Origin of the sequence: Microcoleus sp. S13C4, assembly GCF_036700865.1 — a bacterium.
In the GTDB taxonomy this organism is placed as follows: Bacteria; Cyanobacteriota; Cyanobacteriia; order Cyanobacteriales; family Microcoleaceae; genus Microcoleus.
Genome location: NZ_JAUBPS010000104.1, coordinates 1 through 16,084, shown reverse-complemented (window position 1 = coordinate 16,084; position 16,084 = coordinate 1). Strand labels below are relative to the sequence as shown.

At 45.8% G+C, this 16,084-nt stretch carries 14 protein-coding genes and 1 pseudogene; 10 read left to right on the top strand and 5 right to left on the bottom strand.

From position 1 onward, the window contains the following. The first annotated feature begins 61 nt into the window (after positions 1 to 61). Positions 62 to 355, top strand: coding sequence for a hypothetical protein (locus QT996_RS26620; RefSeq protein WP_445304596.1), 294 nt, complete (start codon positions 62 to 64; stop codon positions 353 to 355). A gap of 217 nt (positions 356 to 572) precedes the next feature. Here the strand turns inward: QT996_RS26620 and QT996_RS26615 are convergent, their stop codons facing one another. Then, positions 573 to 734 (bottom strand): hypothetical protein, encoded by a 162-nt coding sequence (locus tag QT996_RS26615; RefSeq protein ID WP_333050331.1) that lies wholly within the window; start codon positions 732 to 734, stop codon positions 573 to 575. A gap of 26 nt (positions 735 to 760) precedes the next feature. Here QT996_RS26615 and QT996_RS26610 point away from each other — a divergent pair, with 26 nt between their 5' ends. Continuing rightward, complete coding sequence (locus tag QT996_RS26610; RefSeq protein ID WP_333050329.1) at positions 761 to 1,228, top strand: tetratricopeptide repeat protein; 468 nt, start codon at positions 761 to 763, stop codon at positions 1,226 to 1,228. 77 nt (positions 1,229 to 1,305) lie between these two features. Further along, on the top strand, positions 1,306 to 3,771 hold the full coding sequence (locus tag QT996_RS26605; RefSeq protein WP_333050328.1) for a glycosyltransferase: 2,466 nt from the start codon (positions 1,306 to 1,308) through the stop codon (positions 3,769 to 3,771). A gap of 60 nt (positions 3,772 to 3,831) precedes the next feature. Here the strand turns inward: QT996_RS26605 and QT996_RS26600 are convergent, their stop codons facing one another. The 3 genes from QT996_RS26600 to QT996_RS26590 all read right to left on the bottom strand — a co-directional run bounded on the left by QT996_RS26600 (position 3,832) and on the right by QT996_RS26590 (position 8,125). Next, positions 3,832 to 6,069, bottom strand: coding sequence for an O-linked N-acetylglucosamine transferase family protein (locus QT996_RS26600; protein WP_333050326.1), 2,238 nt, complete (start codon positions 6,067 to 6,069; stop codon positions 3,832 to 3,834). Positions 6,070 to 6,178: 109 nt separating this feature from the next. After that, complete coding sequence (locus QT996_RS26595; RefSeq protein ID WP_333050323.1) at positions 6,179 to 6,694, bottom strand: type IV pilin-like G/H family protein; 516 nt, start codon at positions 6,692 to 6,694, stop codon at positions 6,179 to 6,181. 114 nt (positions 6,695 to 6,808) lie between these two features. Then, on the bottom strand, positions 6,809 to 8,125 hold the full coding sequence (locus QT996_RS26590; protein ID WP_333050322.1) for a methyltransferase domain-containing protein: 1,317 nt from the start codon (positions 8,123 to 8,125) through the stop codon (positions 6,809 to 6,811). Between the two features lie 126 nt (positions 8,126 to 8,251). Between QT996_RS26590 and QT996_RS26585 the strand changes: the two genes are divergently transcribed. From QT996_RS26585 to QT996_RS26565, 5 genes are all read left to right on the top strand, one after another. Then, the gene (locus QT996_RS26585) at positions 8,252 to 8,440 is read left to right on the top strand and encodes a hypothetical protein (protein ID WP_332984302.1); all 189 of its coding nucleotides are present in this window, start codon (positions 8,252 to 8,254) and stop codon (positions 8,438 to 8,440) included. 105 nt (positions 8,441 to 8,545) lie between these two features. Next, positions 8,546 to 9,163, top strand: a complete 618-nt coding sequence (locus QT996_RS26580; RefSeq protein WP_333050320.1) for a Uma2 family endonuclease — start codon at positions 8,546 to 8,548, stop codon at positions 9,161 to 9,163. Positions 9,164 to 9,336: 173 nt separating this feature from the next. Continuing rightward, complete coding sequence (locus tag QT996_RS26575; protein WP_333050318.1) at positions 9,337 to 10,509, top strand: AI-2E family transporter; 1,173 nt, start codon at positions 9,337 to 9,339, stop codon at positions 10,507 to 10,509. Positions 10,510 to 10,522: 13 nt separating this feature from the next. Further along, complete coding sequence (locus tag QT996_RS26570; RefSeq protein WP_333050317.1) at positions 10,523 to 10,747, top strand: hypothetical protein; 225 nt, start codon at positions 10,523 to 10,525, stop codon at positions 10,745 to 10,747. A 541-nt stretch (positions 10,748 to 11,288) separates the two neighbouring features. Then, positions 11,289 to 12,464: a homocysteine biosynthesis protein gene (locus QT996_RS26565; protein ID WP_333050315.1), complete on the top strand. Its 1,176-nt coding sequence runs from the start codon at positions 11,289 to 11,291 to the stop codon at positions 12,462 to 12,464. Between the two features lie 71 nt (positions 12,465 to 12,535). On the opposite strand, the gene QT996_RS26560 is transcribed toward QT996_RS26565, so the two are convergent. Beyond that, on the bottom strand, positions 12,536 to 13,780 hold the full coding sequence (locus QT996_RS26560; RefSeq protein ID WP_333050314.1) for a hypothetical protein: 1,245 nt from the start codon (positions 13,778 to 13,780) through the stop codon (positions 12,536 to 12,538). A 580-nt stretch (positions 13,781 to 14,360) separates the two neighbouring features. Here QT996_RS26560 and QT996_RS26555 point away from each other — a divergent pair. Both QT996_RS26555 and QT996_RS26550 read left to right on the top strand, forming a co-directional pair. Continuing rightward, positions 14,361 to 15,293 carry a tetratricopeptide repeat protein gene (locus QT996_RS26555; RefSeq protein ID WP_333050312.1) on the top strand — a complete coding sequence of 311 codons (933 nt, stop codon included), beginning with the start codon at positions 14,361 to 14,363 and terminating at the stop codon, positions 15,291 to 15,293. A gap of 257 nt (positions 15,294 to 15,550) precedes the next feature. Further along, positions 15,551 to 16,009, top strand: a pseudogene (locus QT996_RS26550) (Uma2 family endonuclease); the annotation flags it as partial. Positions 16,010 to 16,084 lie beyond the last annotated feature (75 nt).

Sequence of the window (16,084 nt, the reverse complement as noted above, 5' to 3'; positions counted from 1 at the left end):
ATTGACTGGATACTCCTTCATATCTTGCCCTTAAAGTCAAGTACAATTTATACCAAATTAGATGAGCTTACCCTGGTACAGACTCTCGGAATCGGGAGAGTACGAACTGCAAGAACCGGATACTAATCAGCGATTTTGGATAGAATCAATGGGTTTATTTCTGGGGGTTTGGGAAGGTGAAAAGTCTCAGAGAACGGGTTATTGGTTGCGCTGGTGGGATGAGAATGGCAATTTGTTGCTGTGGGGTGCGGAACGGGTGGAACAGGAACGCCAGCGCGCCGAAGAGGAACGCCAGAGGGCCGATCGACTAATGGCATACTTGAGAAGTCAGGGTATCGATCCTGATGGCATTTGAAGGCGTGGGAGGTCGATCGACCTTTCGACCCTTAATCCAATCCCATTTTGATTGCACCATCGAGTCAGCAAGGGCGTTTGAGATTAAAAATAACCACAATTAAGGAGCGATCTGCAGGACTGCAACAACATTAGAAGAAAAATTAGATCGGCTTCCTGATGACTTAGCCTCAGCACTAGAAGCGGAACGCCAGCGTGCTCCTGAACTCACATCTTTGCTACCGCGTTACCGAGCTCGGTTTGGCGAAATGCCAGAGAGTAACGGCTAAAAAGTAAGGGTGCGATCGCGCTTCACCAATCTCGCTCGCCCGCGTGTTATTGTTACCTAAGTGTCCTTGACAAATCTCTGGTGTTGTGTGCTGGGCTAGAATTGGTCTCAAATTTTAAATGGCGAAGGGCGATCGTTTTGCGATCAAACTTGGGCAATCTAGAGATAGGTGCTTTGCCAGTACCGGGAAAACAGCGACGCCAAGAGTTAGCAATGGAAAGTATACAGAAAAAATCTAGTGATAGTCGGGTTCATCGGAGCGATCAAATTAAGCAGATTTTTGCGTTAGTATCAATGGTTTCGTTTGGTGGTTCTGCGATTTTTGGTATTTTCAGTCTGTTCAGCAGCGGTTTGAGCAGCCAGCACCAACAAAAGCCGACGCCTGTGGCTGTTTCTCAGGAATCTTTGCTGGCGGCGCAGGAACGGGGATATGAAACGGTTTTGCAGCGGGAACCGCAGAATCAGACGGCTCTGGAGGGGTTGGCAAATGTGCGCTTGCAGATGAATAATAAGGTGGGGGCGATCGACCCTTTGGAGAAGTTGGTCAAGCTAAATCCCGGGCGATCGGATTATAAGGCGCTGTTGGGGCAGGCGAAGGGAAAGTAGTAGGCGATCGCAGAGAATCAACTGTCAAACAAAGTTATTTTATAGTTAAGTGAAGAAAAAAGGAATTGGTAATGCGAATGCCTGAAAAAAAACCATTGGTTAGCATTGGTATGCCCCTTTACAATGAAGAGCGGTACCTTCGTCAGATGCTCGATTCTTTAATATCACAAGATTATGATAATTTTGAGTTAATTATCTCAGATAATGCCTCTTTTGATAGCACTTGCCAAATATGTCAGGAATATGCTGCCAAAGATGATCGGGTGCGTTACCACCGAAATGAAACTAATATTGGTGCTAGCGCAAACTTTAAAAGAGTTTTTAAATTATCGCAGGGCGATTATTTCGCTTGGGTAGCAGGTCACGATCTCTGGCATTCAACATTTCTGTCTCGTTGTTTAGAAATTTTCTTGCAAGATGAGTCTGTTGTATTGTGCCACCCACAAGCTCTGTGGATAGATACAGGCGGTCAGCCATTAGGTTCGATACCCAGCTCAGTTGAAACTAGAGGATTAGATCAAATATCACGATTTAACGTCGTTTTGTGGGGGCTAGGATACTGCTATCCTATCTATGGTCTTATCAGCTCAAAAGCCTTAAGACAGGCTGGCTTAGGTCTAGAAGTAATTGGATTTGACGCGATTCTCCTAGCTGAGCTATCTCTTATGGGAGCCTTTGCTCACATAAGTGAGCCACTTCTCTATATGAGGAAGATGGAGGATTACGGCAGTTGGGATAAGTATGTTGAAAAGATATTCAGGCAGAGTTTATCAAATTTGTCAGCATCGTCTATGTACTGGCAGATGATTGATGAACATTTCAAAGTAGTTAGCAAGCATATCAACTCTTCTTTAGAAAAAGATGCTGCTACTTTATCGACTGTTTTATGCTTACTGACGAAATACAGTTGGGTATTAAAAACCATCCCAAATTCAAAGGCGCAACTGCCATATTCTGCAGATGATTTTGAGGAGCGTATAAAGCAAATAGGTTCAGAAATTTACGAAGCGACAAGAGCTATAGAAATACTATTCAATAAATCTGAGCAATCAAACGATCGTCAGAAAGGAATTCCTAAAATTATTGTTGATGGCGTATTCTTCCAGCTTTACAAAACAGGAATTGCTCGTGTCTGGAAATCTTTGCTAGAGGAATGGGGAGAAAGTGGTTTTGCCAAGCATATCGTAGTTCTTGACAGGGCTGGAACTGCACCAAAAATTTCTGGGATCTGGTATCGGAATGTACCACCTTATGACTACGAAAGCACGGATACTGACCGCGAAATGTTGCAGCAAGTCTGCGAGGAGGAAGGTGCTAATTTATTTATATCCACCTACTACACAACACCCCTATCAACTCCCTCTATATTCATGGGCTATGATATGATTCCGGAAGTGGTGGGAGCAAATTTGAATGAACCAATGTGGAAGGAGAAACATCATGCTATTCGCCATGCTTCTGCTTATATTGCTATTTCTGAAAACACAGCCAGTGACTTAGCAAAGTTTTTCCCAGAAATTGCCTCTAAGTCTGTAAGTGTAGCTCAGTGTGGAGTTCACAGTCTTTTCTCACCGGCCAGTCAAGAAGATATTAAAGGTTTTAAAAATAAGTATGGTATCTCAAAGCCATACTTTATTTCAGTCGGAGGGGGCGCAGATTACAAAAATAGTATCTTGTTTTTTAAGGCTTTTGCTCAACTTGCCAGCAAACAAGGCTTTGAGATTGTCTGTACGGGGAGTGGAGTTTTATTAGAAGGAGAGTTGAGAAATTATACTTTAGGTACTGTAGTTCACAAGCTTCTACTCAATGATGAGGAATTAAGATTAGCTTATGCAGGTGCTGTTGCACTGGTTTATCCATCGAAATATGAAGGATTTGGCTTGCCTGTACTGGAGGCACTCTCCTGCGGTTGTCCGGTCATCACTTGTCCTAATGCCTCGATTCCTGAAGTAGCGGGGGAAGCAGCTTTATATGTTAATGATGAGGATGTTGAGGGTTTAGCCGATGCACTTTGCGAGGTACAAAAACTGAAGGTTCGCAACTCATTAATTGCGGCTGGGTTGGAACAAGCCAAAAAGTTCTCTTGGTCAAAAATGGCGAGAACGGTTAGTTCAGCACTGATGGATGCAACTCTAGTGCGTTTAAACTTGAAAGAAATTAATCTAATTGTTTTTCCAGATTGGTCGCAACCAGAAGAGTTTCTTGGTTTACAATTGGAACGAGTGGTAAGGGCCATCGCAACTCATCGAGACAAAAGTAAGATGACTCTCTTAGTAGACAACAGCAATATTGCTGACGAAGATGCTAATCTCGCTTTATCAAGCGTGGCGATAAATCTTTTAATGGAAGAAGATTTAGATGTTTCCGACGGCCCAGAAATTTCACTGATTGGACAGTTGAGCGAACTTCAGTGGTCAGCTTTGATATCTCGACTTTATAGTCGAATTGTATTGGAGAATGATAATAGAGAGGCTATCGCTCACGCCAAAGCCGAGAACATTCCCTCATTAGAACTAGACTGTTTTATGAAGGATAGTGACTGATGAATCGAGGTAATTTGTGCAGCGAGTTGCTGCACAAATTACTCACTCGAATCTCCACCATCAATGATTTTTGTCCAAATATATCTGCCACATCTGCTCGTATGCTTTTTCCATCTCTCGTGTAAATTGCTTGCCATTCCACAGGGGAGCAGTTTGTCGTGACTGTCGCAGCTTCCAAGATATTTGCTGCCGCAGAGCCGCATCTTTCCCTAAGCGAATTCCCCACTCGACATACTCTTCATCAGTCCAAGCAATCCCTTCCGAAATACCAGCATTCATCATCATCGTGTAGCTGTTGCGCGCAGCAAACTGTTCTCCCACTCGCGTCACTAAAGGAACGCCCATCCACAGCGTTTCCATAGTTGTTGTGGCTCCGTTGTAAGGATATGTATCAAGTACCACGTCAGCAATCCCTAAATTAGCGCGGTGAATTTGCTCAGATGGAGCTAAGGGTAAAAATTGCAGGCGATCGCCCGACACTCCCTCTGATTCTGCAACTTGGGTAAAGAAGTGTTTCAGTGATTCTTGATCCGCCAAACCTTTAATTAAAAAGTAGCTATTCGGTACAGATTTGATAATTTGCATTTGCAGCCGTGCAGTATTCGGGTTATATTTATACCCTCTCTGAGTGCTGAGATATATGACTGCATCGTCAGAGATACCTAATTCATCCCGCCGGAGAGTTGGTACCCCCACCTCAAAACCATCTACTGCTATGTAAGTTTGAGGTAAGCGCCAAATTTTTTCCGTGTAGTATTCCTGAGCAGACTCCGGTAAAACATAAGGATCGGCAAGATAGTAATCAATAGTTGGCACACTCGACGCATCCCAACCTAGCCAACCTACTTGAACTGGTGCTGGCTTAATCGCCATCGTTTCGCAGGAAGTAGTAAGTGTAATGCTATCGAGATCGACCAAAATGTCAATCTCATCCTCATAAATTTTCTGAGCCGCTTCTTGACCGTCTAATCCTAATTTATAAGCTTTGTCAACTTTGCTAATGTACCATTCCTGTAACTCGCCCTGGCTCATTTCTGCGCCAATCATATAAGCGTTGATTTCAAAATGTTCCCGGTCATGGTACTGAAAAACCCACCGTGCTAACCAACCGACAGAATGACTGCGGAGACAATGGGAAATATATCCAATCTTCAAACGTTTAGTAGGAGCATCTGTTGTCAAAATCCGCCCTCGCCATTGGCGACATTGTTCTACCTTTTCTTTGGCATAATTTTCAATATTTAATTGACACAATTGAGCTAATTGAAGGCGAAGTTGTGCATTTTCCTGGGCTTTATCCTGAAAATATGGGAAAAAAAATACTGAAGCAAATAAGCGAATTGTGGCACTTGAATCCAGTGAATTCGGTTGTTCTTCAAGCAACGATGCTAACAACGACCTCTGCAACTCCAATGCTGAACAAAATTCTTCCCAATACCCCCCTGCACTCATCAATGAGCGCATGATTAACATATTTGCATAAATTTTATCAGCCAAAGTTTCCATGACTGAATAACACAATTTAGCCGATTCTATTCCTTTACTAAATTCACTATTGTCTTGATAAAAAGCAGACACGGAGCGCAGTAATTCTGGATGGAGAGGTTCTAAACGCAACCCTAGCTCAGTGAAGCGTATTGCCAGTTGATATTGCTTAGCCGAGTAAGCTATTTTATAAATAAACGGAATCAAAACCTCCATCAAATCTCTGGATTCTTTGACATAAAATAGGCAGGCTTCTATTAAGTCATAGGATGAGGGGTCGAAAGGAGCCTGAGTTAAAACATTGCTCAATACTTGTAGTAATAGTTCAGAATCTACTGCGATACCCGATTCAGACTTGAGAAGCTCTAACACGCCTAAATCTTTCAGTTCCTGTCCTGTGTAGGCTCTTTGCAAAGTGGACAGTCCCATCAAATGCAGGAGGTTATTAACATCGTTAGGATTGATTTCCCGTATGTGCTGCCGAATTGCCCAAGCTACTGCATAATCCCCCACCTCCCACGTGCGCCGCTCTGCTTCGGCGTGCAGAACCTCTATCAATTCTTCTGTCCAGAAATCTATTTCTTCTGGCTCTCCCTCGGTCATTCCCAACAGCCAAGTAGTCTGAGCTTCCGCTTCTTGTTCTTGCAACAGCAACATCAATCCCAAGTGCCAGTAGTGAGACTTAACACTGGGTTCTGCTACAATCGCTTGTTCATAAAGCAATGCCGCCTTAATGTAATTTCCTTGAAGTAAACATTGGTGTGCTTGCTGCTGCCAATCAGGAGCAAGAGCTAATAAATCATTAGAAATCATAGGGCAAATTCATACAAGAATTTGATTGGACGCAATAAAGCGGGCAGCACACGCGACACCACCCGCTTTTTATTGTTTCTCAACAAGCGTAGCTTGCTGGACTCAACAATTACTTAGTAACTTCAGTCATGCTACCGCAGGTAGGCGCAGCAGAACCATCGGGTGCAGTGAGCGTCGGAGCAGATCCCGCAGCTCCCTCACAAAGTACGCTCTGCGTGGTTTTTGCGTCTCCGGCTGTAACTAACCCCACAGCCGCGGCATAAGATTTCAGAGCACCGCCAGCAGCCGGGGTTGCACCAGCGGTAGCTCCGCCTGCTGGCGCTCCTACGGCGTATGTATAGTTGGTGGTTTGAGTTTTTAGACCAATACCCAAGCCTGAGATATTATTGGAAAACACAGTATTTTCAGCGTAGTAAGCTTGCTGAGCTTTGTTAATGGAGCTGAGGTACTGCTTAGCTTCTGACTGCTTGGCTTTGTTAGCTTGGCTGAGGAAGGAAGGCAAAGCAATAGCAGACAAAATACCGATGATGATGATAACAACCAGCAGTTCAATCAGTGTGAAACCTTGATCCTGTCTTCTTTTGTTGATGTGTTGCAGGAACTTGGCTTTAAATTCAGTCTTCATAAGTCTTTTCTCCGTGAGGGGTGGGATGCTTGATTTCTAACTCTTATATGTAACTTACCCAGTTATCGGCGCTTTAATATCACCCCAAACTATTTTTTTTTTCAACTCCTAGCTCTAAGGCTCCAAAAGCACATAGAGAAAGACTTCCAGCATAATCAACAGTTCCTTGACTTCCTCAAAGGCAGTCTGCTCACTAACAGACTCTAGGTTAACACCGATCTGCGAGCCGATTTGGAGCCACTGCTGCATGAGCGACACCACAGACTGCGGCCCATCCCAAAGAGGTAGCAAGCAAGCAGCCATTGTACTCTCGATCGCCACCGCCGTTAGACTTGGCATAATATAACGGCTAATCTCAAATGGCGTCTGGCTGTCAATGCAATTACTCAAGTCTTCCCTCACCTGAGAAATCCTGAGTTGAGGGTGCAGGTGTACCCGTGCTTCCCGCCATTGAGCCTCTGTCCATTCCGCAACTGGCACAAAAGCCTGAGTTCGATTTGGATGACCGCACCAGAAATCAAATAAACGGTGCACGGGATGTAACAAGTCAAATAAATGCAGTCGCTCTTCCAGAGAAGTTTCTGGGAGACTCATCGCCCAAAACGGAGGCAAATCATCTGGATCTTTGAACAAATCCATCAACTCCCACCGACGCCAATCCACCATACTGATAAACTCTAAATCAGCACCTCTCAACATTGCAAACACTTCAGGAATGGTAAAACCTTTATCACCCACGAATAAATAGTTAACCATAATCCATCCCTCATCCTTCACGCGATATTTATTCCAGGTTAATGCCTTAAGCCCTACTTCATCTCGTAATGCTTCCATTGTTTCCCGGACTATTTCCACCTCCAATTCTCCTGGACATCCATTCATTAATCCCATGGCTTTGAAAGCAGCTTGACCGCGAAATACTCCGGCTCTACCATTTGAACTGTGAAGGTTTGTGCGGATGATGCCATCGGTCGCCAGAACTGATTTCATCGCTTGCAATCCAGCAACAGGGTCGGGCAAGATATACAGAACGTCGTCAGCATTGATATAGTCAAACTGTAACCCTAAACTTGGTAATTCTTCTATCTTCAAAGCATAAAACTCTGCATTAGCAACCCCATGATACTGTAAACGTTGCTCAGCTAGTTTCACCGATTGTTCTGATAAATCGATGCCTACTATTTTCGCTCCCGGATTGGCTATAGCTAAGACTAAGGATTTATAACCGGTGCCGCATCCCGCATCGAGGATAACTTTACCTTCTGTATTAATAACTTTTCTATTTCTGAAGTAATAAGCAGTTACAAGATTATGAAGATAGAGCAATTCACTGTTGTCTTTTGGAGATTCTTCCAGCGGGATTCTGGGAAAAGGAGTATTGTCAAATTGCTGGCGAATGTTTTCTATTAACTCTAAATTTTGGTGATCCATGTTCAATTACACTCAACGCTGGCAAATTACCTTAGTATTTCAGAAAATAGCCGATCGCCCGCCCACCCGCAACACATACTTGCAATAATAGTCTGAAAACCGATCGCCCAACCAACTATCACGTCCATGAACACCAACATCAGCCCCATCCTCAAAGTATTCACCCTTTCCGCCGCACTTTCTCTGGCCATCAAGTACGCAGGGCCTAGCTTATCCATACCCTCTACCGACCTCAACGCCCTAATCGCCGTCTTTACCCCCAGTATCATCCTAGCTGCGATCCTCGGCTGGCGATCGCGCCAACAGCAGCAGTAGAGACGCAATCAAAAAGGGCGAGCGCTACTTAATCTAAAGACTGTGTTTTTGCCAAAATCTTAATTCCCCGTACAGCTTATCAAAACCAAAGTTGAGGCACTCACCATGATTCAAATCATACCTGAATTAGTAACATTCGATGAATTCATTGACTGGTATCCTGAAAATTCAGAACACCACTACGAACTGCACAATGGAGAAATTGTTGAGATGCCAAAAGCAACAGGTAAACATTCTAAAGTGGCCGGTTTTACCGCACTGAAAGTCGGAATAGAGATTGAGCGTCTCAATTTGCCCTACTTCATCCCCAAAGAATGCGTCATCAAACCCATGCGCGAGGAATCGGGATATGAACCAGATATTATTGTACTTAACGAACAAACCATTGGAAACGAGCCGCGATGGGAGAAATCATCAATTATCACAAGGGGCTCATCAGTCCCCCTAATCGTCGAGGTAACTAGCACTAATTGGGGAGATGATTATGCCCTAAAGCTTGAGGCATATGAGTCAATGGGTATTCAAGAATATTGGATTATAGACTATCTAGGATTGGGCGGCAGACGGTTTATTGGCAACCCCAAACAACCCACTTTTTCGATTTACCAACTAATTGACGGGGAATACCAAGTCAAACTGTTCAGAGGGGGTGATTCTATTGAGTCCCCAACTTTCCCCGAATTGAAGCTGACAGCGCAGCAGGTGTTCGCAACAGGGAACTGAGGAGGCTGCTTATGCTGATGTCCGAGTAGGGGTATCTGATTAAAGATGCGATCGCCCGCATCTGCTGTATCTTGATATAAAGGCGATTCATCGCTGCTGGGCGGCAGAACAATTAGCCAGCAGCAATTCCCAATACCTTATTCCTCAATCTAAAATCTAAAATCTAAAATCTAATGAAGCTAGGACAGTGGATGGGCTTATTAGCCCTCATCGCATCTTGTTACATCCTGTGGCAAATCAGGCAGGCCCTACTGCTGCTGTTTGCCGCCATCGTCTTAGCCACAGCCTTAAACAGACTAGCACGCTACTTGCAAAAATTCGGATTCAAAAGATCGATCGCCGTACTCTTATCAGTTAGCTTCCTAGTCCTCATCTTTGTAGGATTATTCCTAATAATTGTACCACCCTTTGCCCAACAGTTTCAACAACTTACCCAAAGAGCCCCTCAAGGAATAGCAAAATTAAATGAGTGGATCGATCAGATTGAAGCTCGCTTCTCTGGACAAATTGGTCAGCGACTACCGAATCTTGATATTAACGACATTATCCAACAACTGCAACCTTTATTCAACCAACTCGTCGGCGGTGCAGGAGCCTTTGTCGGTAACACATTAGGCGTTATTCTCAGCTTTTTGCTGGTCATAGTTTTGACCTTGATGACATTAGCCGAACCTCTATCTTACCGCAAAGCATTCATCCAACTATTTCCCTCTTTCTATCGGCGACGAGTCGATGGCATTTTAGATGAATGCGAAACAGCTCTCGGTCGATGGGTAATCGGCGCTTTAATTAGCATGAGTGTCATCACTTTTCTGAGTTTAATTGGTTTGTCAGTATTGCAGGTTCCCCTAGCTCTAGCTCACGCTGTTTTAGCCGGCTTGCTGAACCTAATACCCAATATCGGGCCTGGTTTGAGCGTCATTCCCCCAATGACTATCGCACTTTTAGACTCTCCCTTAAAATCCGGTTTTGTGCTAATCCTCTACTTTCTAATTCAACAATTTGAAAGCAACCTCCTCACCCCTTACGTTATGGCGCAGCAAGTAGCGCTATTGCCGGCTGTTACCTTAATAGCTCAAGTATTCTTCGCCACCTTCTTTGGATTTTTAGGACTATTGCTTGCCCTTCCTCTCACCGTTGTCGCTCAAGTTTGGGTTAGAGAAGTTTTAATTAAAGACATTCTTAACCAGTGGCAGGCAACTCCCAGAAAGCTAGCAGCGCTCGACACCGCTATTCACGAGGAGTACGAATCTATAGGAGTAACACATAGCAAGCCAGAAAGCCTGCCCGAAAAAAATTTAGAAATCCCTAATAATACAGAAAGCCACAATCCTGAAAATCAATAATTGAAATCGCTCGATGATGACTGTTACACCCCTTGACTATCCAAGTTTAAAAACTACTCAAAGAGTGGTTTTACCAAATATCAGTTTGCCAACTTATCAGACCTTATGGGCAGAAGCTAGAGACCGCAGAGCCTCTAAATTTGCTGACAGTCGAGGATTGCTAGAAATTATGATACCGTCCGAGTTGCACGCAAACATAAATGACGTGCTGAAAAGCATAGTTACCGCTTTAACTTAAGAGTTAGACTTGAGAGTTAAAGGATTTACTCCCACGAGTTGAAATCGCTCCGATTTACAACAATGTGCACAACAAGATTCATGTTTTTCTATCCAAAATCTTGAGAGTATTCTCGGTAAAAACATTGGAATTTCCAACGATGTATCGCCCGCTTTAGTCATTAAAGTCGATCTTATCAGTGTATCCTCAAATCGATTATCAATTTATCAGCAGCTAGGAATTATTGAAAGGGGGCGATATAGGGGAGGAACTGTCGAAATTTACCAACTTCAAAAACCCAGATATATTTTTTTGGGCGACTACTGTCTTGCATTCATTTCCAATTATGCCTGCAACCTTGCTGAATCATTTAGTACAAATGCCAGAAACTCAGGACGATAATGCTATTGTCCGGTATTGGGGGCAGTCGGTGAGGCAGCAATTGCAAACACAGAGTTTGTAGCTAATTTATAGCGAAGACCAATAAGGAGGTCGATCGCCAAAACTGCATTCGCTCGCTCGACCTCTCATCACCCTAAAATCTAAAATCTAAAATACTCTTATGCGATCGATCGACGAAATCAACGATAAAATCAGCCAGGGCAAAGCCACAGTCTGGACAATCGAAGAACTCAAAACTAGAGTTCAAGAAACCAGCATTACCCAAGCAGCCAAAGAAGTCGATGTGATTACCACCGGCACCTTCGAGCCGATGGAATCCTCCGGTGCAATCATCAACCTCGGCCATACCGACCCGCCGATAAAAATCCGCCAATGCTGGCTAGACGGCGTTTTAGCCTACTCCGGCTTCGGGGCAGTAGACCTGTACCTGGGAGCCACCCAAGTAGCCGAAGACGGCGAAGAATCCCGCGAACGGGGCGGCGGACACGTCATCGAAGACTTAATAGCCGGCAAACCCGTGCAGTTGCGCGCCCTCGGACAAGTAACAGACTGCTACCCTCGCGCCTCCTTTGAAACCACGATTACCCGGGATACAATCAACCAGTTTTATTTATTCAATCCCCGCAACGCATATCAAAACTTTATTGTGGGAGTCAATGGAGGCGATCGCCCGCTGTTCACCTACCTCGGCCCCCTGCAACCAAACCTCGGCAACGCCGTCTACTCGAACCTTGGAGCCATGTCTCCCCTGCTCAACGACCCCGACCTCCAAATCATCGGCATCGGCACCCGCATCTTCCTAGGAGGCGCTCAGGGCTACATCACCTGGGAAGGAACCCAGCACTTTCCGCTGCAAAAACGCCAGCCCAACCGCACCCCCATCGGCCCGGCCGCCACCCTTGCACTCATCGGCGACGCGAAACAGATGAACTCGAAATGGGTGCGCGGCTGCTACTTCAAAAACTACGGCCCATCCCTGATGCTGGGAGTCGGCATCCCCTTTCCAGTCTTAAACGAAACAGTCGTCGCCAACTGTGCAGTATCCGACAAAAAAATAGTAGCGCCGGTGGTAGATTTCTCCATCCCCCGGCGCGTTCGTCCCACTTTCGGTTTAGTTAGTTACGCTCAATTAAAAACAGGTCGTATTTTGATAGAGGGCAAACCTGTGCGGGCCGCCCCCCTTGCGAGTATGTTTCTGTCCCGGCAAGTAGCATTGGAATTGAAGCAGCAAATTGAAGCGGGTCAATTTACCCTCACGGCCCCAGTTGCTCCCCTACCCACTGACAGAGTATTTCTCCCGCAAGATTTGTGGGGCGCCCAAGTCCGGCTCGAATAAAGGATTTTAGATTGGCGATTTAGCGGTTGTAAATTAGTCTTGGACACACTAATCTAAAATCTAAAATTGGTTCATTCCTCGATCGGCTTAGGCTTCTTAACCGGCTTAGGAAGAGGTTCCTTGGGGACACGCGGTGCTGCTGCTGCTGACTTGATGGTAGGACGCCCTACAGGAGCACCGTCACCGCTGGGCCTAGGAGTAAACGGACGCTTCCCTCCTCCTTTGAAGCCACCGGGCGGCTTGCTGCCAGGGGGGAATTTCCGCTTTTTAATCGGCAGGGCACCAATATTATTAGCCTGCTCAATCATCAGACTGTCAGCTTTCAATTTGACGTGGAAATCCCAAAAAAACCCGATCGCTTTTGTTGCTAAATCTCCTTTGAGTTTCAGTTTAAAAAACTTCATCTTGTCGTCATTCTTGCGGGGAGCTTGCTTGATTTTGACGATGACATACTTTTCCTCGTCTTGGGATTGATAAATCACCTCACCTCTAATCGAAAAATAGCCATCTTCAACATCAGGTTCCGAGGGCGGCAAAGATGCGGTCGATGCTTCGCCACTAGCCTCAATCTCCGCTGCTTCCGGATTCTCCTCATCAGAGGACGGTTCGGGGGGTTTCTTAAGCGTTTCCGGCTCCCAAACTCCCATAATCTGGGCGTGCAAGTTGCCGTCTTCTTGCCTGGTGCGGGGATAGACCACCCACAGGTGTTCTTGTTCCAGATCCAGGTGATTTTTGACTAAACTCATGACTCTACCCAGCAAAACTGCGTCGATGGCAGTTCCGTCGGCAGCTATCAGCATACCCCGGGTGAATTGCTCTTCTGATTGCGTGTAGCGGCCCCGCACCAAACCAACAGCTCGGTACTGTCTGGGTTCGCTGGGTGGGGGAATCGGATGTTGGCGCATGACGGAGGGTATGTCCTCAGGGGCCTGACTTTCGTTAGCGGGAGGCTCGCCGTTGGCCGGCGGTGCAACTGCTAGGGCTGGAGTATCGCTGACAGGTGTCGAAGACGCTGCTGGCGCCGGGGGTGCAGGATCATTGCTGGGCTGGTCTTGTGGCTTTGTTTTGTCCTTGTCGAGGGCAGAACTGTAGCGTGGTCGTTGCAGCTTATCCTTGGACGCTGGGGCGTCTGTTGGCGTTGCCGGTTGATTTTGGTCAACAGGTGCAGCCAACGCCGAAGGCACCGAACTTTCGTCTGGTGTCTCAGGAATGGAATCTGTATCTTTAGGCGGATTGACGGCCAGTTCGCTGGGCTGAGCCTTGCGAGTTGAAGTAGATTTGGACGATTTGGAAGACCGGTTGGGAGAGGGGTTCATAAAAACTCCTTGCAGCGGAGACACATCCCTTAAGGGAAATTAGGAATAAACTGAAGAAACTGCTTTAAAAACTACTAGCACCTGACTTGGGGCTTGCGCCCGGAGGTCTGGTTTTGACCCGTCAACGCCAACTTTCAACGCTACGAGTGCCGATCGGTTCGCTGGCTGCTAAAATCCTTGCGAATCAGGACTTTGGGAGTTGCTGACCGATCGATCGCCGATCGCGCTGAGCTGGAGTTGCTGGCTAATAGCATTTAGGATATTCAGCTTGCCTATTTTACTTAATCCAATTACCTAACGGCCTGATCCGCCATATTTTCGGTAATTTTTAGCTTGACCAGACTAAATTGGACAGACACCGCAGTCCTTGGGGCTGCGGGTCTGAGTGTCCAAAATTGTTTAGCTAGCATGGAGTTGTGGGTCTGTTACCATATTAGCTGCAAGTAAAAGGCTGCTTTGTCCGTTCGGACTTTGAAGTTAAGAACTTTTATGGTTGCATGGATCGAGTTAAGTGGCAGACGCCCCTGGGCGATGCGTTAATTCTTAGAAAATAGTAGATTTAAGCTGGGATAGTTGAATTATGGAAAAAGCAAACAAGCGTCGTGGGTTGATTACTGTCGTGGTGGTGCTGTCGCTCATCGCTTTTTTGGGATTTTCCCTTGTGCCAATTTTAAACAGTATTCTCCAGGCCAGCCAAGCGCAAAGTCGGTCAACTCCAACGCCTACTCAAACGGCGCAGTCTGGGGAGAAGCAATCAGAGTTGCTGCAAGCTCAGGCTAGGGGGTACGAATTGGTTTTGCAGCGGGAACCTGACAATGTAACAGCTTTGCGGGGATTATTGCAGGTGCGACTGGAGTTGATCGGACAAGGAGTGGGCGACATTAAGGATGTGATCGCTCCTTTGGAAAAGTTGGCTGCGCTGAATCCTGAAACTACTGAATACGGGATTTTGCTGGCTCAGGCTAAGGAACGCACGGGCGATCGCGAAGGGGCTGCTCAGGCTTACAGGTCAATTTTAGGGTCTAAGCCTGGGGAAATTAAGGCTTTGCAGGGGTTGGTGAATTTGCTGCTGGTGCAGCAACGGCCCGAAGCTGCGATCGGACTGCTGCAAGATACGCTGAAGGCGGCTCCGGCTGCAAATCAGGCGAAACCGGAAAGTGTGGATGTAACTTCGGTGCAGTTGATTTTGGGGCAGGTTTATGCTGTCCAGAAGCGCTACGAGGAGGCGATCGCAATTTACGACGAATCTGCTAAGGCTAATCCCAAAGATTTTCGCCCGACTTTAGGAAAGGCGATCGTGCTGAAGGAACAGGGCAAAACAGATGAGGCAAAAACGCTATTTGATCGAGCTACTGAGTTAGCTCCTCCTAACTATAAAGACCAAATTAATCAGTTAGCTAGTGGCACTCCTTCGCCTTCTCCTGCCCAGAAAGCGAGTCCCGAATCGGCTGCTTCTCCTAGTCCAAAATCGGCTGCTTCTCCTAGTCCAGAAGGTGCGCTACCGAAACCTTAAGGAAAGTTTTAAGTGAAAGAGTTTTGAGTTGTCAGTGAAAAAGTTTTAAGTTAAAAACTTAATAATTTAAACTCAAAACTACTCGCTTTCTTCTTAATTACGCAGGACTTATGAAAAGAAACCCGGTTTCTACGAGAAATCTTGGTTGAGCGACGACAGATACAGGTCGAAACCGGGTTTATAAGCCCTCGCGTCCAGCATCCTGTTACCGACTACCAATTACTAATTACCAATTATGTAAGACCTCGGAGGGAATTATGACTACTCGCGTTAACCGCGTTGTTCTACTTCCTGCTTTTCCATACCACACTCAATTACCAGACTCCGACGGTACTTTTGTAAAAAATTTTCAGGAACATCCGCAAAGGTTAATTTTAACTGATTCGGTCGCCCATATTTTGCAGCAGCGGCATCCTGACGGACAATATGCAATCGGTCAATGCTGCGGCATTTACTGGCAAGAAACCGAGCCGCCGGAAAAAGGTGCAGAAGCTCCTGATTGGTTTTATGTTCCCAATGTACCTCCTAATCTAGACGGTCAAATTCGCCGTTCCTACGTGCTGTGGCGAGAACACATAGCACCGTTAATTGCTTTGGAATTTGCGAGCGGGAACGGTGATGAAGAGCGCGATCGTACTCCTTTATCCCGCACTGATGAAGGGGTAATAACGAAACCGGGCAAGTTTTGGGTGTACGAACAGGTGATGCGAATTCCCTAAGCTGTTGTGCCTTTAAATAGGGTATAATAAAAAATGAGTTTAGTCAATCTCTACAAAAATGCCAGCTAAAAA